The organism is Cellulomonas sp. Y8 (assembly GCF_008033115.1).
Taxonomy (GTDB): domain Bacteria; phylum Actinomycetota; class Actinomycetes; order Actinomycetales; family Cellulomonadaceae; genus Cellulomonas.
The window spans coordinates 2,484,326-2,505,929 of sequence record NZ_CP041203.1 but is presented as its reverse complement, the minus strand read 5'-3'; the positions used below and the strand labels follow the sequence as shown (position 1 = coordinate 2,505,929).

General features: G+C 77.2%; 19 protein-coding genes and 1 pseudogene. 10 read left to right on the top strand and 10 right to left on the bottom strand.

From position 1 onward, the window contains the following. Positions 1-9: 9 nt before the first annotated feature. A complete protein-coding gene (locus FKM96_RS11395) occupies positions 10-783 on the bottom strand; it encodes a LamB/YcsF family protein (protein ID WP_147795330.1) in 774 nt (257 codons plus the stop codon). Between the two features lie 91 nt (positions 784-874). Here FKM96_RS11395 and FKM96_RS11390 point away from each other — a divergent pair, with 91 nt between their 5' ends. After that, positions 875-3,529, top strand: coding sequence for a DEAD/DEAH box helicase (locus tag FKM96_RS11390; RefSeq protein WP_371300415.1), 2,655 nt, complete (start codon positions 875-877; stop codon positions 3,527-3,529). Positions 3,530-3,685: 156 nt separating this feature from the next. On the opposite strand, the pseudogene FKM96_RS21580 reads toward FKM96_RS11390, so the two are convergent. The 7 genes and pseudogenes from FKM96_RS21580 to FKM96_RS11355 form a co-directional block, all read right to left on the bottom strand. Then, positions 3,686-3,895: pseudogene (locus FKM96_RS21580) on the bottom strand (Rv3654c family TadE-like protein); the annotation flags it as partial. 113 nt (positions 3,896-4,008) lie between these two features. Beyond that, positions 4,009-4,326 carry a TadE family type IV pilus minor pilin gene (locus tag FKM96_RS11380; RefSeq protein ID WP_246854942.1) on the bottom strand — a complete coding sequence of 106 codons (318 nt, stop codon included), beginning with the start codon at positions 4,324-4,326 and terminating at the stop codon, positions 4,009-4,011. A gap of 35 nt (positions 4,327-4,361) precedes the next feature. After that, complete coding sequence (locus FKM96_RS11375) at positions 4,362-4,574, bottom strand: DUF4244 domain-containing protein (protein WP_246854941.1); 213 nt, start codon at positions 4,572-4,574, stop codon at positions 4,362-4,364. 252 nt (positions 4,575-4,826) lie between these two features. Next, positions 4,827-5,369, bottom strand: a complete 543-nt coding sequence (locus tag FKM96_RS11370; RefSeq protein ID WP_147795326.1) for a type II secretion system F family protein — start codon at positions 5,367-5,369, stop codon at positions 4,827-4,829. Next, positions 5,362-6,144: a type II secretion protein F gene (locus tag FKM96_RS21075; RefSeq protein WP_210417259.1), complete on the bottom strand. Its 783-nt coding sequence runs from the start codon at positions 6,142-6,144 to the stop codon at positions 5,362-5,364. Before FKM96_RS21075 ends, FKM96_RS11370 begins: the two co-directional genes overlap by 8 nt. Then, the gene (locus tag FKM96_RS11360; RefSeq protein WP_147795325.1) at positions 6,141-7,391 is read right to left on the bottom strand and encodes a TadA family conjugal transfer-associated ATPase; all 1,251 of its coding nucleotides are present in this window, start codon (positions 7,389-7,391) and stop codon (positions 6,141-6,143) included. Before FKM96_RS11360 ends, FKM96_RS21075 begins: the two co-directional genes overlap by 4 nt. Further along, positions 7,388-8,125 (bottom strand): pilus assembly protein FlpE, encoded by a 738-nt coding sequence (locus FKM96_RS11355; protein ID WP_147795324.1) that lies wholly within the window; start codon positions 8,123-8,125, stop codon positions 7,388-7,390. Before FKM96_RS11355 ends, FKM96_RS11360 begins: the two co-directional genes overlap by 4 nt. Before the next feature lie 181 nt (positions 8,126-8,306). Here FKM96_RS11355 and FKM96_RS11350 point away from each other — a divergent pair, with 181 nt between their 5' ends. After that, the gene (locus FKM96_RS11350) at positions 8,307-9,182 is read left to right on the top strand and encodes an HAD family phosphatase (protein WP_147795323.1); all 876 of its coding nucleotides are present in this window, start codon (positions 8,307-8,309) and stop codon (positions 9,180-9,182) included. 311 nt (positions 9,183-9,493) lie between these two features. Here FKM96_RS11350 and FKM96_RS11345 read toward each other — a convergent pair whose 3' ends face one another. Next, the gene (locus FKM96_RS11345; RefSeq protein ID WP_246854940.1) at positions 9,494-10,417 is read right to left on the bottom strand and encodes a Fic family protein; all 924 of its coding nucleotides are present in this window, start codon (positions 10,415-10,417) and stop codon (positions 9,494-9,496) included. A gap of 88 nt (positions 10,418-10,505) precedes the next feature. On the opposite strand from FKM96_RS11345, the gene FKM96_RS11340 reads away from it, so the two are divergent. The 8 genes from FKM96_RS11340 to FKM96_RS11300 all read left to right on the top strand — a co-directional run bounded on the left by FKM96_RS11340 (position 10,506) and on the right by FKM96_RS11300 (position 20,217). After that, positions 10,506-11,951, top strand: a complete 1,446-nt coding sequence (locus tag FKM96_RS11340; protein WP_147795322.1) for an NAD-dependent malic enzyme — start codon at positions 10,506-10,508, stop codon at positions 11,949-11,951. A 61-nt stretch (positions 11,952-12,012) separates the two neighbouring features. Beyond that, positions 12,013-13,137 carry a 23S rRNA (uracil(747)-C(5))-methyltransferase RlmC gene (rlmC, locus tag FKM96_RS11335; protein ID WP_147795321.1) on the top strand — a complete coding sequence of 375 codons (1,125 nt, stop codon included), beginning with the start codon at positions 12,013-12,015 and terminating at the stop codon, positions 13,135-13,137. A 62-nt stretch (positions 13,138-13,199) separates the two neighbouring features. Then, positions 13,200-14,042: a formate/nitrite transporter family protein gene (locus tag FKM96_RS11330; RefSeq protein ID WP_147795320.1), complete on the top strand. Its 843-nt coding sequence runs from the start codon at positions 13,200-13,202 to the stop codon at positions 14,040-14,042. A gap of 233 nt (positions 14,043-14,275) precedes the next feature. Then, positions 14,276-15,613, top strand: coding sequence for a hypothetical protein (locus FKM96_RS21955; protein WP_147795319.1), 1,338 nt, complete (start codon positions 14,276-14,278; stop codon positions 15,611-15,613). A 243-nt stretch (positions 15,614-15,856) separates the two neighbouring features. Further along, on the top strand, positions 15,857-17,806 hold the full coding sequence (gene acs / locus FKM96_RS11320; RefSeq protein WP_147797070.1) for an acetate--CoA ligase: 1,950 nt from the start codon (positions 15,857-15,859) through the stop codon (positions 17,804-17,806). 281 nt (positions 17,807-18,087) lie between these two features. After that, positions 18,088-19,509 (top strand): dicarboxylate/amino acid:cation symporter, encoded by a 1,422-nt coding sequence (locus FKM96_RS11310; RefSeq protein ID WP_147795318.1) that lies wholly within the window; start codon positions 18,088-18,090, stop codon positions 19,507-19,509. 25 nt (positions 19,510-19,534) lie between these two features. Continuing rightward, complete coding sequence (locus FKM96_RS22250; RefSeq protein ID WP_371300414.1) at positions 19,535-19,783, top strand: type II toxin-antitoxin system HicA family toxin; 249 nt, start codon at positions 19,535-19,537, stop codon at positions 19,781-19,783. A gap of 26 nt (positions 19,784-19,809) precedes the next feature. Beyond that, on the top strand, positions 19,810-20,217 hold the full coding sequence (locus FKM96_RS11300; protein ID WP_210417257.1) for a hypothetical protein: 408 nt from the start codon (positions 19,810-19,812) through the stop codon (positions 20,215-20,217). Between the two features lie 160 nt (positions 20,218-20,377). Here FKM96_RS11300 and FKM96_RS11295 read toward each other — a convergent pair whose 3' ends face one another. After that, complete coding sequence (locus FKM96_RS11295) at positions 20,378-21,565, bottom strand: glycoside hydrolase family 1 protein (RefSeq protein ID WP_147795315.1); 1,188 nt, start codon at positions 21,563-21,565, stop codon at positions 20,378-20,380. Between the last annotated feature and the right edge of the window lie 39 nt (positions 21,566-21,604).

The following is a 21,604-nucleotide window of genomic DNA, read 5'->3' as shown; positions in this document are numbered from 1 at the left end:
GCGCCCCGCTCACGCCGCGGCGGGGCGCAGCTCGACCCCGGCGGCCTCGAGGGCGGCGCGGACGGCGCGCGCGACGGGCACCGCCCCGGGCGTGTCCGAGTGCACGCACAGCGACGCCGCGTCGAGACGCACGAGCGTGCCGTCCACGGCGACCACCGTGCCCTCGGTGGCCATCCGCACCGCGCGCCCGGCGGCCTCGTCCGGGTCGGTCACCAGCGCCCCCGCGCTGCCGCGCGGCACCAGCGTGCCGTCCGCGAGGTAGCCGCGGTCGACGAACGCCTCGGTCACCGTCGGCAGCCCGGCGTCGCGCGCGTGCCGGAGCACGGCGGAGCCGGGCAGACCGACGACCGCGAGGGTCGGGTCGACCCCGGCGACACCCGCGACGACAGCGGCGGCCTGCTCCTCGTCGCGCACGATGCGGTTGTAGAGGGCGCCGTGCGGCTTGACGTAGCCGACGCGCGCGCCGACGGTCCGGGCGACGGCCTGCAACGCGCCGACCTGGTAGGCGACCTCGGCGGCGAGCTCGCCCTGCGGCACGTCGAGCCGGCGGCGCCCGAACCCGACGAGGTCCCGGTACGAGACGTGCGCACCGACCGCCACGCCGCGGGCCAGCGCCGTCGCGCACCGGGACGCCATGATCGACGGGTCGCCGGCGTGGAACCCGCAGGCGACGTTCGCGCTGGTGACCACGGACAGCAGGGCGTCGTCCGCGCCGGGCTCCCCCAGGCTCCACGGGCCGTAGCCCTCGCCGAGGTCGCAGTTCAGGTCGATGTACGTCGCCACGTGCCCATCCTGCCCCGCCCGCCACGAGCGCCGGGAGCCGCGGCGGAGGCACCGGTACGCCGCAGCGCCGTCGAGGGGCGAGGATGGTCCCGTGGTGGGGACCGGTGAGCTGCTCGACGTGCTGCTCGCCGCGGGCCGCCGCGCCGACCGGCTGACCCACGTCCGGCACCTGCCCGCCCGAGAGGGCACCCCGGTGGACTGGCCCGCCTGGGCGGACGCCGACCTGGTGGCGGGCTACCGCGCGCTGGGCGTCGAGCGCCCGTGGCGGCACCAGGCGCTCGCGGCGGACGCGGCGTGGTCCGGGCGGCACACCGTGCTGTCGACGTCCACCGGGTCCGGCAAGTCGCTGGCGTTCTGGCTCCCGTCGCTGTCGGCGGTCCGCGCGCAGGCCGCGGCGCGGGCGCTCGACCCGGGGCGGATCGAGACGGTCGCCCGCCGCGGGTCGGTGCTGTACCTCTGCCCGACCAAGGCGCTCGCGGCGGACCAGCGGCACGCGCTGGACCGGGTGCTGCACGCCGCCCGGCTCCGGGACGTCCGCGTGGCCACCTGCGACGGCGACACGGCGCAGGAGGAGCGGCGCTGGGTGCAGGAGCACGCCGACGTCGTGCTCACGAACCCGGACTTCCTGCACTTCGCCCTGCTGCCGCAGCACCGGCGCTGGGCACGGCTGCTGGGGTCGCTGCGGTACGTCGTCCTGGACGAGTGCCACGCGTTCCGCGGGGTGTTCGGCGCGCACGTCGCGGCAGTCCTGCGGCGGCTGCGGCGCGTCGCGGGTGTCTACGGCGCCGACCCGGTGTTCCTGCTCGCGTCGGCGACGACGGCGGAGCCCGCGGTGAGCGCGGCGCGGCTGATCGGCGTCGCGCCCGAGGACGTCGTGTCCGTCGCGGACGACGCCTCCCCCGCCGGCCGGAAGACGGTGGCGCTCTGGCAGCCGCCCGAGGTCGCGCCCGCCGAGGGTCCGTGGAGCGGGCTGCTGCCCGAGGACGACCCGTGGGCGCTCCCCCTCGACGAGCCTCCGGTGGACGTGGACCGCGCGTCGCCCGACGTGGCGGCCGGCACCGAGGCGGACGCCGAGGCCGGGGCCCGGGCCGAGAACGAGCGCACGGCTGCCGGCGCCGACGGCGACGGGGCGGCCGGCGCCGACCCCACCGCGCGCACCGCCGCCCCGGCGCCCGGCCCGGACGCCGGCACGGTCGGACCGGCGCGGGAGGGCTCGGGCCCGCTGGGCACCGGCGAGGACCTCGTCGCCGACGACCCGGACCGACCGCGCCGCTCGGCGACGGCCGAGGTGGCCGACCTGCTCGCCGACCTCACGGCCGCAGGCGCCCGGACGCTCGCGTTCACGCGGTCGCGGCGTGCCGCGGAGTCGGTCGCGACGGTGACCCGGGAGCACCTGCGGGAGGTGGACCCCGAGCTCGCGGTGGCCGTCGCCGCCTACCGGGGCGGGTACCTCCCCGAGGAGCGCCGCGAGCTGGAGGCCGCGATCCGCACCGGGCGGCTGCGCGCCCTCGCCACGACGAACGCGCTGGAGCTCGGCGTCGACATCTCGGGGCTCGACGCGGTCGTGATCGCGGGCTGGCCGGGCACGCGCGTGTCGCTGTGGCAGCAGGCGGGGCGCGCGGGCCGGGCGGGCGCCGACGGCCTGGTCGTGCTCGTCGCCCGCGAGGACCCGCTCGACACCTACCTGGTCCACCACCCCGAGGCGGCGCTCGACGCCCCCGTGGAGGCCACGGTCTTCGACCCCGGCAACCCCTACGTGCTCGCCCCGCACCTGTGCGCCGCCGCGGCGGAGACCCCGCTGCGCGCCGAGGAGCTCGACCTGTTCGGTCCGGGGACGCGGGAGCTGCTGGACGTCCTGGTCGCGCGGGGCGCGCTGCGTCGCCGGCCGTCGGGCTGGTACTGGACGCACGCCGAGCAGGCGGCGCGGCTCACGGACCTGCGCGGGACCGGGGGCGACCCCGTCCGTGTCGTCGAGTCCACCACGGGCCGGCTGCTGGGCACGGTGGACTCGGCCGCCGCGGACTCGACCGTGCACGCCGGCGCGGTCTACGTGCACCAGGGCGTGACGTACGTCGTCGACGAGCTGCGGCTCGAGGACGGGGTGGCCCTGGTCGACCGGCGCGACGTCGACTATGGGACGTGGGCCCGCTGGGTGACCTCCACCGAGATCCGGTTGGTCACCGCTGAGCGCCGCTGGGGGCCGGTGACCTGGGGCTTCGGGGCGGTGGACGTCACGACGCAGGTGCTGAGCTTCCAGCGCAAGCGGATCCCGGACATGGAGGTGCTCGGCTCCGAGCTGCTCGACCTGCCGGCCCGCACGCTGCCGACGACGTCGGTCTGGTGGACGGCACCCGTCGAGGTGCTGGAGCGCGCCGGCATCACCGTCGAGACCGCTCCGGGAGCGCTGCACGCCGCGGAGCACGCGTCGATCGGGCTGCTGCCGCTGCTCGCCACGTGCGACCGCTGGGACCTCGGCGGGGTCTCGACGGCGCTGCACGCCGACACCGAGCAGGCGACCGTGTTCGTGCACGACGCCTACCCGGGTGGGGCGGGGTTCGCCGAGCGCGGGTACGGGCTCGGGGCGACGTGGCTGCACGCCACCCGGCAGGCGATCGCGACCTGCCCGTGCCGCACCGGCTGCCCGGCGTGCGTGCAGTCGCCGAAGTGCGGCAACGGCAACAACCCGCTCGAGAAGGCGGCCGCCGTGCGGCTGCTCGACGCGGTCCTCGCGCACGCCCCCGCCTGAGCCGGGGCCGGGGCCGGGGCCGCGGACGCGGACGCGGACGCCCGCACGCTGCCCGACGGCACGCCGCCCGTCCGGGCGCCGCCCGACCGCGCGGCGCGGACCGGCGAGCGCCTCGGCCACCGCGTCGCCGACCACCGTCGGCACGGTCGTGCGGACGTGGACGTCGCCCTCCCCCATGCCGCTGCAGCGCGCGAGCGCGGCGCCGTTGCGCGCCGCCACCTCCCTGGCGAGGCCGCACGGGTCGGCGTGCCCGCGGAGCCGACGCTCCGCCGCGGCGAGGGCGGCCAGGTCGGCCGCGGCCTGCGCGCGTCCTCGCGCGGCCTGCACGACGCCGAGGAGCCCGAGCGTCCCGGCGAGCAGCGCCACCACCCCGACGAGCCCGATCACGAGCACCGAGGCGGACCCGCGGTCCCGCGTGCCGCCCCCACCGCGCGGCCCGGCACGGCGGGGCGCACGGCGCGGCGCCTCGCGGAGGACGGTCACGGCTCGACCCACGCCGTGGCCGCACCCCGCACCGTGAGGCCGCCGACGAACGGGAGCGCCGGTCCGACCGTCGCCTCCACGGTCACGGCGACCCACGCGTCGTCCCGGACGACCGCCGTGCGCGCACCGGCGCCGGCCACGCGGCGTGCCGCCGACGCGACCGCCGCGTCGTCCTCGCCGATGGCCGCGACCCGCGCCGCCACCCGGGCGGCGTCCGCGCACCGGAGCTGCGCGGACGCGCACGCCGCGAGCGCCACCACCACCCCCAGGAGCAGGGCGACGGCCGGGAGCAGGACCGCGAACTCGGCGGTCACCGAGCCGCGCTCCCGCTCCGACCGCGGGGCACCGGTCACACCGACAGCGCGTCGCGGACCAGGTTCGTCAGGGTCTCCCGGATCTCCGCGCTGCGCAGGATCACCACCAGGAGCCCCGCGAACCCCACCGCGGCGATCATCACGACGGCGTATTCCGCGGTCGCCAGACCCGCGTCCCGGGTCGTGCCGGCGAACCGCGCCCTCGCACGCCGCAGTCCCGCCGGCACCCGCCCCGCCACGCCGGCCACGCGACCGCGCCCTCGCGCCCACGCCGCCCGCGCGCTGCTCACCTGCTGCATCTCGGATCTCCCGTCCTCGCTGCCGGCCGCCCGTCGACCGGCACCACCGACCCTGGCGAGAACCGCGGGTCCCGCGGCGGCCCGCGAGGCACCAGCTGGGGACCGCGCACCCGGACCGCGGCTGTGGAGGACTCGGCGCCCGCTCGCCGTCCGCCCGCGCAGGACGTCGTCGGCGGAGAGGGCGTCCCTCGCGCGACCGGTTCACAGCAGGCCGCGACCCAGCGACGCGAGGACGGGCACGAGACCGACCAGCACGAACGCCGGCAGGAAGCACAGCCCCAGGGGCACCACCAGTCGGACACCGAGGCGCCCGGCCGCCTCGCGGGCGGCGCGCTCGCGCGTGCGCCGGAGCCCGGCCGCGGACGCCCGCAGCGCCGGGCCGGCGGGCGCCCCGGTCCGCCACGCGGCCTCGAGACCGTCGAGGACGGCGGCCACGTCCGTTGCGTGCGCCCACGCCGCGACCCACGGCTCCCCCAGCAGCAACGCGTCCCCGGCCCGGACGAGCTCCCGGCCGAAGCCGCCGCCGAGCGCGGCTCCGACGGCGGCGAGCGCCCCGGGGACGCTCGCCCCGGCGCTCACGGCCATCGCGAGGAGGTCGACCACCGTCACCAGGTCGACGTCCCCGGCGTCCACGTCCGCGAGGTCGGGGGGCCGTCGCGGACCGGGGCCGGTGCGCCGCGCCCGAGGACGCGGCAGCAGGCGCGCGGCGGCCGCGGCGAGCAGCGCCAGCAGCGCCTCAGGCACCGCGCTCGTCCGCGACGACCCGCACCCGCGCGCCACCACCGGCCGCCGTCCCCGTTCCGGCCGCGCGCGCGTCGGCCACCATGCGCCCCGTCCACCGGCGGCCCAGCAGCGTCAGCACCACCCCGCCGACGCCGGCCGCCGTGCCCGCCCCTCCGCCGAGGAGCGTGCCGAGCGGGTCGGCGCCGAGCAGGGTGCCGAGGGCGACCCCGAGGGCGGGCAGCCAGGTCAGGAGCGCCGTGGTCTGACGCGGCCCCGCGAGGGCGGCGCGCACGGCGGTCTCGGCGTCGGCGTCCGCCGCGAGCGCGCGGGCGCACTCGTCGAGCACGCCCGCGGTCGGCGCGCCGAGCTCGGCCGCGAGCCTGCCGGCGGCGAGCACGCCGGACACCCGCCGACGCACCACCGCGGCGTCGGGTCCGCCTCGCCGGAGCCCGGGGCGCCCCGGCGCGACCGCCGCCAGGACGTCGGCGGTCGCGGGGACCCCGTCGGCGCCCACGGGGACGCCCAGCACGAGCCGCCACGCGTCCGCCGGCGACCGGCCCGCGCGGACCTCGGCCGCGACGCCCGTCACGACGGCGCCCAGGAGCGCCGCCGGGTCCGGGCCGGCGTGCCGTCGGCCGCGCGACCACGGTGGCCGGTCGTGCCGCCTCGACGCGGTCGCCGTCGGGTGCCCGAGCCGTCCCGCGCGCCGTCGGGCCGACGCACCCCGCGTCCCGCCGAAGAGCGCGGCCGCGGCGGTCAGGACCACCACGAGCACGCCGGCGGCCGTTCCTCTCACCCCGGGGCCCTGTCCACCGGGGGCACGTCCGCCGAGACCGGGCTCCCCGCGGGCAGCACCCGCTCCAGGCGCCCGGCGAGTCCCGCCCACCCCGGCCCCGCGACGACCTCCCCGTCGGACCCGGCCGCGAGCGCGGTGCGGACCACCAGCGTCCCGCTCCCGGGGTCGCGCCCGACGGTCGCGATCTCGGCGAGCCGGCGCCTACCCCCGTCCCGGCGCAGGTGCAGGACGGCGTGGATCGCGCTCGCCGCCTGGGCCGCGAGCGCCTCCCGCGACAGCCCCGCGAGCGCGCCGAGCGCCTCCAGCCGGGCCGGGACGTCCGCCGCCGCGTTCGCGTGCACGGTGGTGCAGCCCCCGTCGTGGCCGGTGTTGAGCGCGCTGAGCACGTCGCGGACCTCGGCCCCGCGGCACTCGCCCAGCACCACCCGGTCGGGTCGCATCCGGAGCGACTCGCGCACGAGGTCGCCGAGGTCGACGCCCCCGGAGCCCTCGACGTTGGGCCGACGCGCGAGCAGGCGGACGACGTGCGGGTGCCGGGGCGCGAGCTCGCCCGCCTCCTCCACCAGGACGATCCGCTCCCCGGGGTCGGCGAGCGACAGCAGCGTCGAGAGCAGGGTGGTCTTGCCGGTGCCCGTCGCGCCGGAGACGAGCAGGTTCGACCGGCTCGCGACCAGCGCGCGGAGCACCCCGCGGGCGTCGGCCGGCACCGTGCCGTCCCGGACCAGGTCGTCGAGGGTGAAGGCCCGGTGCCGGAGCACCCGCAGCGACAGCAGCGCGCAGCCGTCGGCCACGGGCGGCAGCACGGCGTGCAGGCGGGTGCCGTCGGGCAGGCGGGCGTCGGCGGCGGGTCGCGCGTCGTCGAGGCGCTGACCGGCCGCCGCCGCCAGCCGCACCGCGAGCGCCCGGACCCGCGCGGCGTCCCCGAGGTCGACGGCCGCCCGCTGCAGCCGCCCGTCCCGCTCGACCCAGACGTCGCGGGGGCCGTTCACGAGCACGTCGGTCACGGCCGGGTCGTCGAGCAGCGCCTGCAGCGGTCCGGCTCCCACGATCTCGGCGCGGACGACCGCGTCCAGCTCCGTGAGCGCGGCGCTGCCGAGCACGCGCCCGCTCTCCCGCAGCGCCGCGGACACCCGGGCGCCGGTCACCGGTCCGCCCTCCGCGGCGAGCCGCTGCCGGACGCTCGCGACGAGGCCCCCGACCCCGTGCCCGTCGTCGCCGAGGTCGCGGCCGACCGCGCCGCCCGTCACGTGAGCCGCCGCGCGAGCCGCTGGACCGCCCGGGCCGCCGCCGACGGCAGCGCGGGGCCGACCCCGCTGTCGACCGCCGCGCCCAGCCCGCGCGCCCAGGGAAGGGACGCCACCACCGGCAGCCCGACGGCGGCTGCGACCTCCTCGACCCCGAGACCGCCCGGGGCTGGCGCCCGCGCGACGAGGCCCACGCGCCGCCCCGCGCCGACGAGCCCGTCCCGCAGCAGCCGCGCGCCCGCGACGGCGGGGACGTCGCGCGGCACCACCACGAGCACCGTCCGGCAGGCGGCGAGCAGCGTCGCCCCCCGCACCGCCGGGCCCTCACCCGCGCCGAGCACCGCCGCCCGGTCCAGGTCGAGCACCACGGACCCGTGCGCGGCGGCGAGCGCCCGGACCACGTCGCCCAGCGCCCCCGGCGGAGGCGGACCGGGGCGGCCGTCGTCGGTGGGCAGCACCCCGCACCGGCCCCAGCGCATGAGGTTGCCGGCGAGCAGCGCCGGGTCGACCGCGCCGCGCGCGCCGTCCAGGTCCGGCCAGCGCAGCCCGGGGTGCGCCTCGAGCCCGAGCACGGTGTCGACCGACGGCCCTGGCCCCGTGTCGACCAGCACCGCCGTGCCGCGCCGTGCGAGCTCGGCCGCGAGCGCCGCTGCCGTCACCGTGGCCCCGGCACCGCCGCGCGCGCCGACCACGCCCACCACCCCGGCCCCGGACGCCGGCCGCCCGCTCCTCGCCATCGCACCTCCCGGTGGTCACCGGCCCGGCCGACCCGGACCGCTCCCGCGTCCGCCGAGGCTGCCGTCCGTGCGCCGCCGCCCGAGGTCCGACGTCCCCGTCCCTGGGGACGACGCACCCGCGGTGCCCCTGTGGTCGTCCCGGTGGGGCTCGATACCCTCGGTCCAGGAGGCACCCGTCCCGATGACCCACCGCCCCACCTCGTCCGCGCCCCCCGTCGGCGGAGCACCGCCCACGCGCGCCGCCGCGTTCTTCGACCTCGACAAGACGGTCATCGCGACGTCGGCGGCGAGCGCGTTCGCGCGCCCGTTCCTGTCCGGCGGGCTGCTCACCCGTCGGGCGGCGCTCCGCTCGGCGGCGGCCCAGCTCGCGTTCCTGCTCGGCAGCGCCACCGAGGGCAGGACCGAGCGCGTGCGGGCCCAGCTGTCCGCGATGGTGGCGGGCTGGGACGTCGAGCGGGTGTCGTCGATCGTGTCCGCCAGCCTGCAGGACGCGATCGGCCCGGTCGTGTACGCCGAGGCGCTGGACCTGGTGGCCGAGCACCACGCGGCCGGCCACGACGTCGTGGTCGTGTCGGCGTCGAGCGCGGAGCTCGTGGAGCCGATCGCGGAGCTGATCGGGGCGGACGAGGTGATCGCCAGCCGGATGGGCGTCGCCGACGGGCGGTACACCGGCGAGATCGCGTTCTACGCCTACGGCCCCGCGAAGGCGCGCGCGATGCGGGAGCTCGCGGAGCGGCGCGGGTACGACCTCGCCGCGTCGTCGGCGTACACGGACTCCGACACGGACGCGCCGATGCTGCGCGTGGTCGGCCACGGGTTCGTCGTGAACCCGGACCGTGCGCTGCGGCGGCTGGCGGAGCGCGAGGGCTGGACGCCGCTGGTGTTCCGCCGGCACGTGGCGGTCGCGGCCGGTCGACGGCGGGCCGCCCTGCGGCAGCTCACCGGTCCGGCGGGGCGGGACGGCCTGGTGCTGGCGGGGGTGGCCGCCGTGGTCGCCGGCGCGGGACTGATCGCGTGGGCCTCGCGCGCCGCCCGCGACCGTCGCCGCCGCGCCTGAGCCCCGGCACCGTCCGGCATCCGGTCAGCCGTCCCGCCATCCGGGCGGCGGCTCGGACCGACCTGGGAGTTCGCCATGAGCCCTTCCCAGACGGCCCGCCGGCGGCTGTGATGGGCAGCACAACAGAACGGCCCGAGGGAACCCACGCGCGATCCGTCCACGCATAGGACGCGTCGAACGGGCTCGACCCCGTCTCGACTGACCCAGTGCACGCCTGATAACCCCCGCGGTCGTCCGTTCGGCAACGGCGTCCTCCCCGGGCGCCGTTGTTCGTTCCCGGGCGAGCCCGCCGGCCCGCGACCGGGTCCCCGTCAGCCCAGCCGGCCCGCCAGCACCGCGTCGGCCACCCGCCGCCCCTCGGCCGCGCCCGCGACCACCGCGTCGGCGCACGCCCCGATCCACGCGGCCACGCCCTCCGGCGTCCCCGTCGCGAACCGCGCCGCGGTGGCGAGGTAGGGCAGCGGCGCCGCCGCCCACGCCGACTCCGGCACGACCGCGCCGGTCGGGTCGAGCCCGCGCGCGCAGACCAGCAGCCGCGCCGCCGCCCGCGCAACCGTGCCGTTGCCCGCGGCGAACGGCCGCACCGCCAGGAGCTCTCCGTGCACCACCGCGGCGACGACGAGCGCGGGCGCCCGGGTGGCGCCGACGGTGCGGGTGAGCAGCGCGAGCCGCTCGGCCGCCCCGGCACCGTCGGGCGCCGGTCCCGGCCCGGTCAGGTCGCGGGGTGCCGCGTCCCCGGAACGCACGCGGCCCAGGTCCGCCTCGGGCAGCCACCCGGCGCCGGCCGCGGCGTGCAGGCGCGCGAGCACCTGGCCGAGCGGGGGCGGCGCGGCGGCCGTGCGAGCGCCGAGGTCGGGCCGCCAGGTGGCCGCGAGCACGGTCGCCCGCAGGGCGCCGACGGCCACGCGCAGGTCGGCCGGGTCGCCGCCCGCCGCCTCGCCCGGGACGCCTCCCGAGCCGTCGCCCGACCCCACCCGGTCCACACCCGTCGCGACCCCGCGCAGCACGTCCAGCGGAACCCGGGCCCCGTCTACCGCCGCCCCGGCGCACGCCGCCCGCACGTCGGCCTCGGCCCTGACCTCGCGCCACCGCCGTCGGAACGCCTCGTGCCAGCGCAGCTCCTCGCAGGCGGTCCGCGCCCGGTCGACGGACTCGCGCACGCCGGCGAGGTCGAGCAGCGGCGCGAGCGGGTCGTCGCCCGCGGGCGGGAGCGAGGACGGGACGACGGGCAGCACGCGGCCACCCTACGAGCGACGGCCCGGCGGGCGGCTCGCCGGGGCGCCGACCTGGGCGCGCGAGCGTGTTCCGGGTCACACTGACCCCATGCCCTCGACGCCGAGCGTGTCCTCGTCCATCACCGCGCGCCTGCACGTGGAGGCCCGGCCGACGGCCGTCTCCGAGCTGACGTCCGCCATCGAGCAGACGGGCGGCATCGTGACCGCCCTCGACGTCACCGCGTCGGGGCACGAGCGGCTGACGGTCGACGTCACGTGCGCCACGAGCGGCGAGGAGCACGCCGCGCAGATCGTCGCGGCCCTGCGCGCGCTCCCCGGCGTGGACGTCGAGCGGGTCAGCGACCGGACCTTCCTCATGCACCTCGGCGGCAAGCTGTCGATCGAGTCCAAGGTGCCGCTGCGCAACCGCGACGACCTGTCGATGGCCTACACCCCCGGCGTCGCGCGGGTGTGCGAGGCGATCGCGGCCCGCCCGGACGACGCCCGCCGCCTCACGATCAAGCGGAACACCATCGCCGTGGTCACGGACGGCAGCGCGGTGCTGGGGCTCGGGGACATCGGGCCGCTGGCGTCGCTGCCGGTGATGGAGGGCAAGGCGGCGCTGTTCAAGCGGTTCGCCGGGATCGACGCCTTCCCGCTCGCGCTGGACACCCAGGACGTGGACGAGATCGTCGAGACGGTCGTGCGGGTCGCACCGGTGTTCGCCGGCATCAACCTCGAGGACATCTCGGCGCCGCGGTGCTTCGAGGTCGAGCGCCGGCTGCGCGAGCGCCTGGACATCCCGGTGTTCCACGACGACCAGCACGGCACGGCGATCGTCGTGACGGCGGCGCTGACCAACGCGTTGAAGGTCGTCGGCAAGCAGATCGACCAGGTCCGGGTGGTGCTGTCCGGAGCGGGCGCGGCGGGCACCGCGGTGCTCAAGCTGCTGCTGTCGGCGGGCGTGCACGACGTCGTGGTCGCCGACATCGACGGCATCGTGCACACCGGCCGCGAGCTGGCGTCGCCGGAGCTGCGCTGGATCGCCGAGCGCACGAACCCGCGCGGCGTCACCGGGGAGCTGCGCGGCGCCCTGGCCGGCGCGGACGTGTTCATCGGGGTGAGCGCGCCGAACATCCTCACCGGCGAGGACGTCGCGACGATGGCCCGGGACGCGATCGTGTTCGCGATGGCCAACCCGCGCCCGGAGATCGACCCGGCCGAGGCGGCCCGGTACGCGGCGGTCGTCGGCACCGGGCGCAGCGACGTCGCGAACCAGATCAACAACGTGCTCGCGTTCCCGGGCGTGTTCCGGGGGCTGCTCGACGCGCGGTCGCACGTCATCACCGACGCGATGCTGCTCGCGGCGGCGCGGGCGCTCGCCTCGGTGGTGACCGACGACGAGCTGAACCCGGCGTACATCATCCCGAGCGTGTTCCACCCCGACGTCGCGTCCACGGTGGCCGCCGCGGTGGCGCAGGTGGCGGGCGCGATCGCCGGTCCCCGGGGGGCCGACACGGGCTCGGTCGCGGTCGTGCCGGTGCCCGGGATCTGAGCCCTCCCGGCCACCGCCGCGACCGGGGGTGCGCGCCCCCGCGCGCCCGTAGGATCGACCGGTGCAGTGCCACCACTTCGACGCCGCCCGGTGTCGCTCCTGCACCTGGATCGAGCAGCCCTACGCCGACCAGCTCGCCGCCAAGCAGGAGCGCTGCCGCGACCTGGTCGACCCGTTCGGGCCCCTCGACTGGCTGCCCCCGGTGGCGAGCGCCGAGTCCGGCTTCCGCAACAAGGCGAAGATGGCCGTCGGCGGCACGGTCGACGCCCCCACGCTCGGCATCCTCGACCCGGGCGGCGTCGGGGTCGACCTGCGCGACTGCGGCCTGTACCCCGCCTCGCTGCAGGCCTCGCTGCCGGTGCTGGCGGAGTTCGCGACCCTCGCCCGGCTGGTGCCGTACGACGTGCCGACGCGGCGCGGCGAGCTCAAGTACGTGCTCGTCACCGAGTCGCCCGACGGCGAGCTCATGGTGCGGTTCGTCCTGCGGTCGTCCGAGGCGCTGCCCCGGCTGCGGAAGCACCTGCCGTGGCTGCTGGCCACGCTGCCCCGCGCCGTCGTGGTGTCGGCGAACCTGCTCCCCGAGCACAAGGCCGTCCTCGAGGGCGACACCGAGGTCGTGCTCACCGAGCGGGCGACGCTGCGGATGCGGGTGAACGCCGTCGACCTGCACCTGCGGCCGCAGAGCTTCTTCCAGACGAACACCGCCGTCGCGGCGGCCCTGTACCGGATCGGCCGGGACTGGGTGGATGCCGCCGACCCGCGCTCGGTGTGGGACCTGTACTGCGGCGTCGGCGGCTTCGCGCTGCACGTCGCGCGGCCGGGGCGCACGGTCGTCGGCATCGAGACGTCGGCCGAGGCCGTCGCGAGCGCCGAGCAGAGCCGGGACGACCTCGGCCTCGCGGGCGTGCGGTTCGCCGCGGGCGACGCGACCGCGTTCGCGCTCGGCGCCGCGGCCCCGCCCGACCTGGTGGTCGTGAACCCGCCGCGGCGCGGGATCGGGCCGGCGCTCGCCGGGTGGCTCGAGGAGTCGGGCGTGCGGGACGTCGTCTACTCGTCGTGCAACGCCGCGTCGCTCGCGCGGGACCTCGCCGCCATGCCGTCGCTCCGGCCGCGCCGGGGCCGGCTGCTCGACATGTTCCCCCAGACCGGGCACTACGAGGTCGTCGTCGCGCTGTCCCGGGACTGACCCGCCCGCGGCCGTGCCTTTCGTCCCACGTCTGGGGCCGCGCGGGGCAGGACCCTGATCGCATGCTCAGCGTCGCCGAGGCCCTCGACTACCAGACGCAGGCGGCCCGGGCGAAGACGGACCTCGCCCGCCGCCCCGGCGTCTACCTCGTGAACACCATGCTCGCCGGCGCGTACATCGGGCTCGGCGTGGTCATCATGGCGACGGCGGGCGGGCCGCTGGCCGACGTCGGGTCGGGCTTCACGCCGCTGGTGCAGGGCCTGGTGTTCGGGGTCGCGCTGACGATCGTCGTGGTCGCCGGCGGCGAGCTCGCCACCTCCGGGATGATGGTGTTCACCCAGGGCGCGATGCGCGGGGCGATCTCCTGGGCGCGCGCCGGCGCGACGCTGCTGGCCTGCCTGGTCGGCAACCTGCTGGGCGCGTTCGTGCTGGCGGTGATCCTGCACCTGTCCGGCGCGCTGGGGCCCGACCGGCCGGCGGGCCGGATGATCGCGTCGATGATCGCCCACAAGGCCGAGGAGTCCGGCACCGAGCTGTTCTTCCGCGGCGTCATGTGCAACCTGATGGTCTGCCTGGCGATCTGGTGCGCCGGCCGGCTGCAGAACGAGGTCGCCAAGATCGTCGTGATCTTCGCGTGCGTGATGGTGTTCATCACCTCGGGGTTCGAGCACGTCGTCGCCAACATGACGACGTTCTCGTTCGGCCTCGTCGGCGGGCTCGAGGGCGCGACCGTCGCGGAGTTCGCGCGGAACGTGCTGCTCGTCGGGCTCGGCAACCTGGTCGGCGGCGGGCTGCTGGTCGGCGCGGCGAACGCGGTCGCGGCGGCCCCGCCGCGGGAGCCGGCCGCCCCCGCCGACCCGGCGGCGGCGCCGGAGCCCGAGGCGCTGGCGGCCGCGACGCGCTGAGGCCGGTCCGGCCAGACCTTCCACTCCACGCGCTCGGCACCGAGTCCAGACTGGACATCACCCCGGGATTCGGACATCTCGGGCGCGCCGTGGGGCGGGCGGCGACCCGGCGCTCTACGGTCGGACGGAGCACCGACGTGACCAGCGCGGCCGCGTCGACACCGAACCCGCTGCGCGGGAGGCGCCCGACGCTCCTGCCCCGCGCACCGTGAGCCGGCGACAAGGGAGCAGACATGAGCAGCACCTCGGACCGCGAGCAGGACGACACGCCGTCGACCGCGCCCGACACCGCGGAGCAGCGCGCGTCGGAACCGGGTACCCCCGACGCCGCCGGCACGGACGCGGGCGCCCCGCGGCCGCAGGGCGCTGACGCGGCGCCGACCGGCTCCGGCCCGGCCGATGCGACGCGCCCGGCGACCACGCCGACCGAGCGGGTGCCCGCCGTCCCGACGGCCGAGGCCACCTCCGCCACGGGCACCGCCCCCACCGCCCGCGCCACCGGCACCCCCTCCCGCGGCACCAGCGCGCACCGCGCGACCCGCCCCGCGCCCACCCCGCCCGCGCCCGACGACGCACCGGCCGACCTGCCCGGCGCCGCGGCCCTGCACGCCCCCGGCGTCCCCGGGACCCCCGGCGGTCCCGGCACGCCGGGCGGTCCGGGCACCCCGGGCGGACCCGGCACCCCGGGCGGACCGGGCTCCGCGCGGTTCGCCGCCGACGGCGCGGGCGCACCGACCGCCCCGCTCCCGACGACCCCGGCGGGCGGTGTCGCCCCCGGCGCGGCCACCACCGGCACGGCCACCACCGGCGCGGCCGCCCCGACGCCGACCGAACCCGTGCGTCGCACGAGCATCCGCGGGGCCGAGGCCCGCGCCGCCGCGGTGCTCACGCGCGACCCCGATGCGACGACCGACGCCCCCGACGCCGGGCTGCCCGGCACCGGGCCCTCCGACGCCACGGTGCCGTACGGCGACCCGTCCGCCCCGGCACCGGCCGGCCCGGCCGCCCCCGCCATCCCCGGCGCGCAGCACACCGCGCCCGAGGACGAGCACGCGACCCGGTCCCGGGGTCGCCGCGCTGCCGCGGGCACCCTCGAGCCGGTCGCCGAGCCCGCGCACCGCCCTGGCGGCGGCGCGCTCCGGCACGTGCTCGGCGCGCTGGTCGGGCTGGTGGTCGGCGCGATCGGCGTCTGGACGGTCCTGTTCGGGCAGTCGCGCGTGCTGGCCGCGCAGGCGCCCGGCTGGGACGCGTCCTACGACGTGCTCGGCGTGGTGCTGGTGACGGCCGGCGTGCTGGTGCTGGCGGTGGTGCTGGGCCTCGGCCTGTGGACGCCCGCCGTCCCGGTCACCGCGGGCCTGGTCGCCTCGGTGGTGGGCGTCGTGCTGCTGTACGTGCCCGCGACGACGCACGTCGACATCGTGCGGTGGATCGCCACCGACGGCACGGAGTACTCCGTGGTGCGGGCGACCGTGACCGCGACGTCCGGATCCGTGTTCGTCGTGGGCGCGCTGCTGCTGGTCGCGGGCCTGGTCCTGGCCGCCGCGCGCCGGCGCCGGCTGCCCCGGGCCTGACCCGAGCCACTCGGAACCACGGCCCCGAGCCCAGGCGCGGACCACACTCGCCAGGGACGAAAGTCCTACTAGAGTGCCGGGAGACGCGGCATCCGAGCCGCGCCAGATCGCACCGACGTCGTTGCGCTGGAGGCACACGTGGCCCTCGACAGCTCCACCCCGCAGTCCGCACCCGACGGGGCCCCCACCCCCGCGGACGGCACCGCCCCCGACAGCACCACCCCGGACGCCCCGGCGCCGGGCCTGGAGAACCTCCTCACCGAGGACCGCCGGTTCCCGCCCGACCCGGCGTTCGCCGCGCAGGCGAACGCGCACGCCGAGCTCTACGCCTGGGCCAACTCCGCGCGGCTCGAGTTCTGGGCCGAGCAGGCGCGCTCGCTCCTCGACTGGGCCGAGCCGTTCCACGAGGTGCTCGACTGGTCGGGCGCCCCGCGGGCCCGGTGGTTCGGAGACGGCCGGCTCAACGCCGCGTACAACGCGGTGGACCGGCACGTCGCGGCGGGCCACGGCGACCGGGTCGCACTGCACTTCGAGGGCGAGCCCGGCGACACCCGCACGCTGACCTACGCGGACCTGCAGCGCGAGGTGTCCCGGGCCGCGAACGCGCTCACGGCGCTCGGCGTGCAGACCGGCGACCGGGTCGCGATCTACCTGCCGCTGATCCCCGAGGCCGTCATCGCCATGCTGGCGTGCGCCCGGATCGGCGCCCCGCACTCGGTGGTGTTCGGCGGGTTCTCGGCCGAGGCGCTGCACACCCGGATCCTGGACGCGGACGCCCGCGTGGTCATCACGGCCGACGGCGGCTACCGGCGCGGCGCCCCGAGCGCGCTCAAGCCCACGGTGGACGAGGCGCTCGCCAAGGGCAGCGGCGACGTGGTCCGGAGCGTGCTCGTCGTCCGGCGGACCGGCCAGGAGGTGCCCTGGACCGAGGGCCGCGACGTCTGGTGGCACGACGCCGTCGACGGCGCGTCCGACACGCACGAGCCGGTCGCGGTCGAGGCGGAGCACCCGCTGTTCATCCTCTACACGTCGGGTACGACCGGGAAGCCGAAGGGCATCTTCCACACCACGGGCGGCTACCTGACCCAGGCGGCGTGGACGCATCTCAACGTCTTCGACCTCAAGCCCGAGACCGACGTCTACTGGTGCACGGCCGACGTCGGCTGGGTCACCGGGCACACCTACGTCGTCTACGGGCCGCTGATCAACGGCGCGACGCAGGTCATCTACGAGGGCACCCCCGACACCCCGCACCGCGGCCGGTGGTGGGAGATCGTCCAGAAGTACGGCGTGTCGATCCTCTACACCGCGCCGACGGCGATCCGGACCTGCATGAAGTGGGGCGAGGACGTCCCCGGCCAGTTCGACCTGTCGAGCCTGCGGGTGCTGGGGTCGGTCGGCGAGCCGATCAACCCCGAGGCCTGGACCTGGTACCGCCGGGTCATCGGCGGCGACCGCACCCCCGTCGTCGACACCTGGTGGCAGACCGAGACCGGCGCGATCATGATCAGCCCGCTGCCGGGGGTCACCGTCGCCAAGCCGGGCTCCGCCCAGACCCCGCTGCCGGGCATCGCCGCGGACGTCATCGACGACGACGCGCACCCGGTCCCGAACGGCTCGGGCGGGTACCTCGTGCTCACCGAGCCGTGGCCGGCCATGCTCCGCGGCATCTGGGGCGACGAGCAGCGGTTCCGGGACACGTACTGGGCGCGGTTCCCCGGGATCTACTTCGCGGGGGACGGCGCCAAGAAGGACGAGGACGGCGACATCTGGCTGCTGGGCCGGGTGGACGACGTGATGAACGTGTCCGGGCACCGGCTGTCGACCACCGAGATCGAGTCGGCGCTGGTGTCGCACCCGTCGGTCGCGGAGGCGGCGGTCGTCGGCGCGCACGACGACACCACCGGGCAGGCCGTCGTGGCGTTCGTGATCCTGCGCGGCGGCGCGGCCGAGCAGTCGGCCGAGGAGACCGCGACCGAGCTGCGGGCGCACGTCGCGCAGCAGATCGGCCCGATCGCCAAGCCGCGGACGATCCTCGTGGTCCCGGAGCTGCCGAAGACCCGGTCCGGGAAGATCATGCGGCGCCTGCTGCGGGACGTCGCCGAGCACCGGCAGGTCGGCGACGCGACGACCCTGGCCGACTCGTCGGTGATGGACCTGATCCAGCAGGGCCTGGCGGCCCCGAAGGGCTGACCCGGCGCCCCCGCCGTAGACTGGACGCGTGCCCCGCCGCCGTGCGGGGCACGCGTCGGTCCGCCGCCGCCCCACCGGGGCCGCGCCGGCCGACCGGGACCGAGCAGCAGGGGGCGTCAGTGACCGGGTGGGACCTCACCGCGCGTCGCGCCGTCGACCTGCGCCGGGTCGCCAGCGCGCTCTGTCGCTGAGCAGCCGCCTCCGTCCCCCTCGCCCGCGTCGCGCGGGCCTCCTCCCACCCCACGGGCGCGCCCTGACGCGCGCCCGCGAAAGGCTGCTGCATGTCCTCCACCGCCCCTGCGGTGCGGGAGCGCTCGCGCGCCCGCACCCTCCTCGGCAACTTCGGCTTCCAGATCATCGCGGCGCTCGTGCTGGGCGTCGCGCTCGGCTGGGTCGCGCTCGCGATGGGCCCGGTGAACGCGGGCACCGACGCCGAGTCGCCGAACTGGCTCACCAGCACGCTCGACACCGTCGGCTCGTCGTTCGTCACGCTGCTGCGCGCGATCGTCCCGCCGCTGATCTTCGCCGCGATCGTCGCATCGGTCGCCAACCTGCAGAACGTCGCCAACGGCGCGCGCCTGGCCTGGCGGACCCTGCTCTGGTTCGCGATCACCGCGCTGATCTCCGTGGTCATCGGCATCGGCCTGGGCCTGGTGCTGCAGCCCGGCAACCACACCACCCTGTCCGTCGAGGACGGCTACGAGGCCGGTCGCACCGGCTCCTGGACCGACTTCCTCGACGGCCTGATCCCGGGCAACCCGCTCGGCCTCGGCGCGAGCACCTCCGCGGCGGAGGACGGCTCGCTCAGCACGTCCGTCAGCTTCAACGTCCTGCAGATCGTCGTCATCGCGATCGTCGTCGGCATCGCGGTGCTGCGCACCGGGTCGAAGGCGCAGCCGTTCCTCACGTTCGTCCGGTCCGCGCTGGCCGTGATCCAGAAGGTGCTGTGGTGGGTCATCCGCCTGGCGCCGCTCGGCACGCTCGGCCTGGTCGGCAACGCGGTCGCGTCGTACGGCTGGGACTCGCTCGCGTCGCTCGGCCGGTTCGCGATCGCCGTGTACGTCGGACTCGCGCTGGTGCTGTTCGTGGTCTACCCGGTGATCCTGCGGGCCAACGGCCTCGGCGTGGCCCGCTGGTTCCGCGGCGCCTGGCCGGCGATCCAGCTGGCGTTCGTGTCCCGGTCGTCGATCGGCACCCTGCCCGTGACGCAGCGCGTGACCGAGCGGAACCTCGGCGTGCCGTCGGAGTACGCGTCGTTCGCCGTGCCGCTGGCCGCCACGACCAAGATGGACGGCTGCGCGTCGATCTACCCGGCGATCTCCGCGATCTTCGTCGCGCAGATCTTCGGCATCGACCTGTCGGTGCTCGACTACGTGCTGATCGCGTTCGTGTCCGTCGTCGGCTCCGCGGCGACGGCCGGCCTCACGGGCGCGATCGTCATGCTGACGCTGACGCTGTCGACCCTCGGTCTGCCGCTCGCGGGCGTGGGCCTGCTGCTCGCGATCGACCCGATCCTCGACATGGGCCGCACCGCGGTGAACGTCGCCGGGCAGACCCTCGTGCCGACGATCGTCGCGAAGCGCGAGGGCATCCTCGACCGCGCGCAGTACGACACCGCCCAGGCGGAGGACCTGTTCACGGACGACGAGCCGGCGACCGAGCAGACCCCGACCCGGGACCCGGAGCCGGCCGCCGCCCGCTGACCCCGGCCGGGCACCCGTTCGGCTAGTGCCCTTGCCGATCTGCGGCAAGGGCACTAGCCTTGCCGGTGTGGTGAGCGATCAACCGACCCGACGGGTGCTCGCCGAGCTCCGGGCCGCGGGGTTCTCGCCACGACGGACCAGTGGCTCGCACACGCTGTGGGCGCATCCGGGCGGCGAGGCGGTCGCGGTCCCCGACGGGCACCGCAGGATCTCTCCGGGCGTCTACCGGAAGGTCCGGACCGCGATCGACCGGTCGGCCGACGACGAAGGGTGAGGGACGACATGCACGACGATCAGCCGGTGACGGTCCCGACGCGGCCGCGCTACACCGCGCACGTGACCCGCGAGGGCCGGTGGTGGATGGTCGCCGTCCCCGAGGTCGACGGGCTCACACAGGCGCGACGCCTGTCGGAGGCCGTCCCGATGGCCCGCTCCCTCGTCGCCGTCACGCTCGACGTCGACCCCGAGGACCTGGACATCGCGCTCAGCATCGACCGCGTCGGCGACGTCGACGTGGCGGACCGGCTGGCCGAGATCACCCGCGAGCGCGCCGCCCTGTCCGAGCTCGAGCGCAGCCTGGCGGAGCACACGCGGTCGCTCGCCCGGGACCTCGCGGAGCGCGACGTGCCTCAGCGCGACATCGGTGCGGTGCTGGGCGTCTCGCACCAGCGGGCGCAGCAGCTGCTCGCGTCGCGCCGCGCGTCCTGAACCACCGGGGTCGCCGGGCAGGTCGGGCGGCGGACGCCCGCACGCCGCACGTCCCGCCGAGAGAGGACCGCCGCGCCGAGAGAGGACGCCCGATGGCCCGATCTCGGCGAGGGCGTCCTCTCTCGGTGGGGCAACGCCGCCGCAGCGCCGGCGAAGCGTGTCAGCGGGTCGGGTGCGTCAGCGTCCCCGTGCGGGCGACCTCGCCCAGCCAGTGCGCGCTCGGCTTCGGGGTGCGCTCGAACGTGTCCCGGTCCCAGGCGATGAGCCCGAACGTCGGCGCGTACGAGCCCCACTCGTAGTTGTCGAGCGCCGACCAGTGCAGGTACCCGCGCACGTCGATGCCGTCGGCCATGGCCTCGTGCACGCCGACCAGCGCGTCGTGCGTGTAGTCGATCCGGCGCGCGTCGTCCTGCGTGGCGATGCCGTTCTCGGTCACCACGACCGGCACGCCGCCGGTGCGCTCCCAGGCGTTGCGGATGCCGATGCCGATGGCGGGCGGGAAGTACTCCCAGCCGGTCAGCGTGGTCTCGGCGCCCTCGGGGACGGGCAGCGGGTTGCCCTGCGGGTCGACGAACGTGCGCAGGTAGCCCTGCACGCCGATCCAGTCGTCGCCCTTCGCGGCGTCGAGGAAGATGTCCTCCCGCGGGTACCCGTAGGCCTTCGTGGCCTCCTCGGCGCCGGGCGCCGCGTGGTACGCCTGCGTGGCGACCGACCAGCCCGACCGCACCTGCGGCAGCTGCGCCAGCACCCCGCGGGACCGGCGGTGCGCCTCGATCAGCGCGTCGGTGATCTGCGGGTCCGGCGCCGGGAGGCGGGACGCCGTCATCTCGGTGCCCTCCTCGCCGCGGGTCATGGCGACCATGTTGGGCTCGTTGATGGTGCACACCCACTCGACGTCGTCGCCGAGGACGGGCAGCGCGATCTCCGTGAACCGCTCGAACAGCTCCGGCGCCTGCGGGTTCCGCCAGCCGCCGAGCCGCGCGAACCAGCGCGGGTGCGTGAAGTGGTGCAGCGTCACCGACGGCGTGAGCCCGTGCTCGCGGCAGGTGTCGACCATGCGGCGGTAGTGCGCGAGCTGCGCCTTGGAGACGAAGCCCTGCTCCGGCTCGATCCGCGCCCACTCGATGCTGAACCGGTACGAGTTCATCCCGAGCGACGCGAGCAGCGCGATGTCCTCGGGGTACCGGTGGTAGGAGTCGGCGGCGTCGCCGGACGGCTCGGCGAGGTCGGTGCCCGGCGCGTGCTCGCGCACCCACCAGTCGGAGTTGACGTTGTTCCCCTCGACCTGGTGCGCGGCGGTGGAGGCGCCCCAGAGGAAGCCCTCGGGGAACTGGCGGCTGACGGACATGCGGGGTCCTTCCGGTGGTGCGGGTGGTTCGGAGCGCGG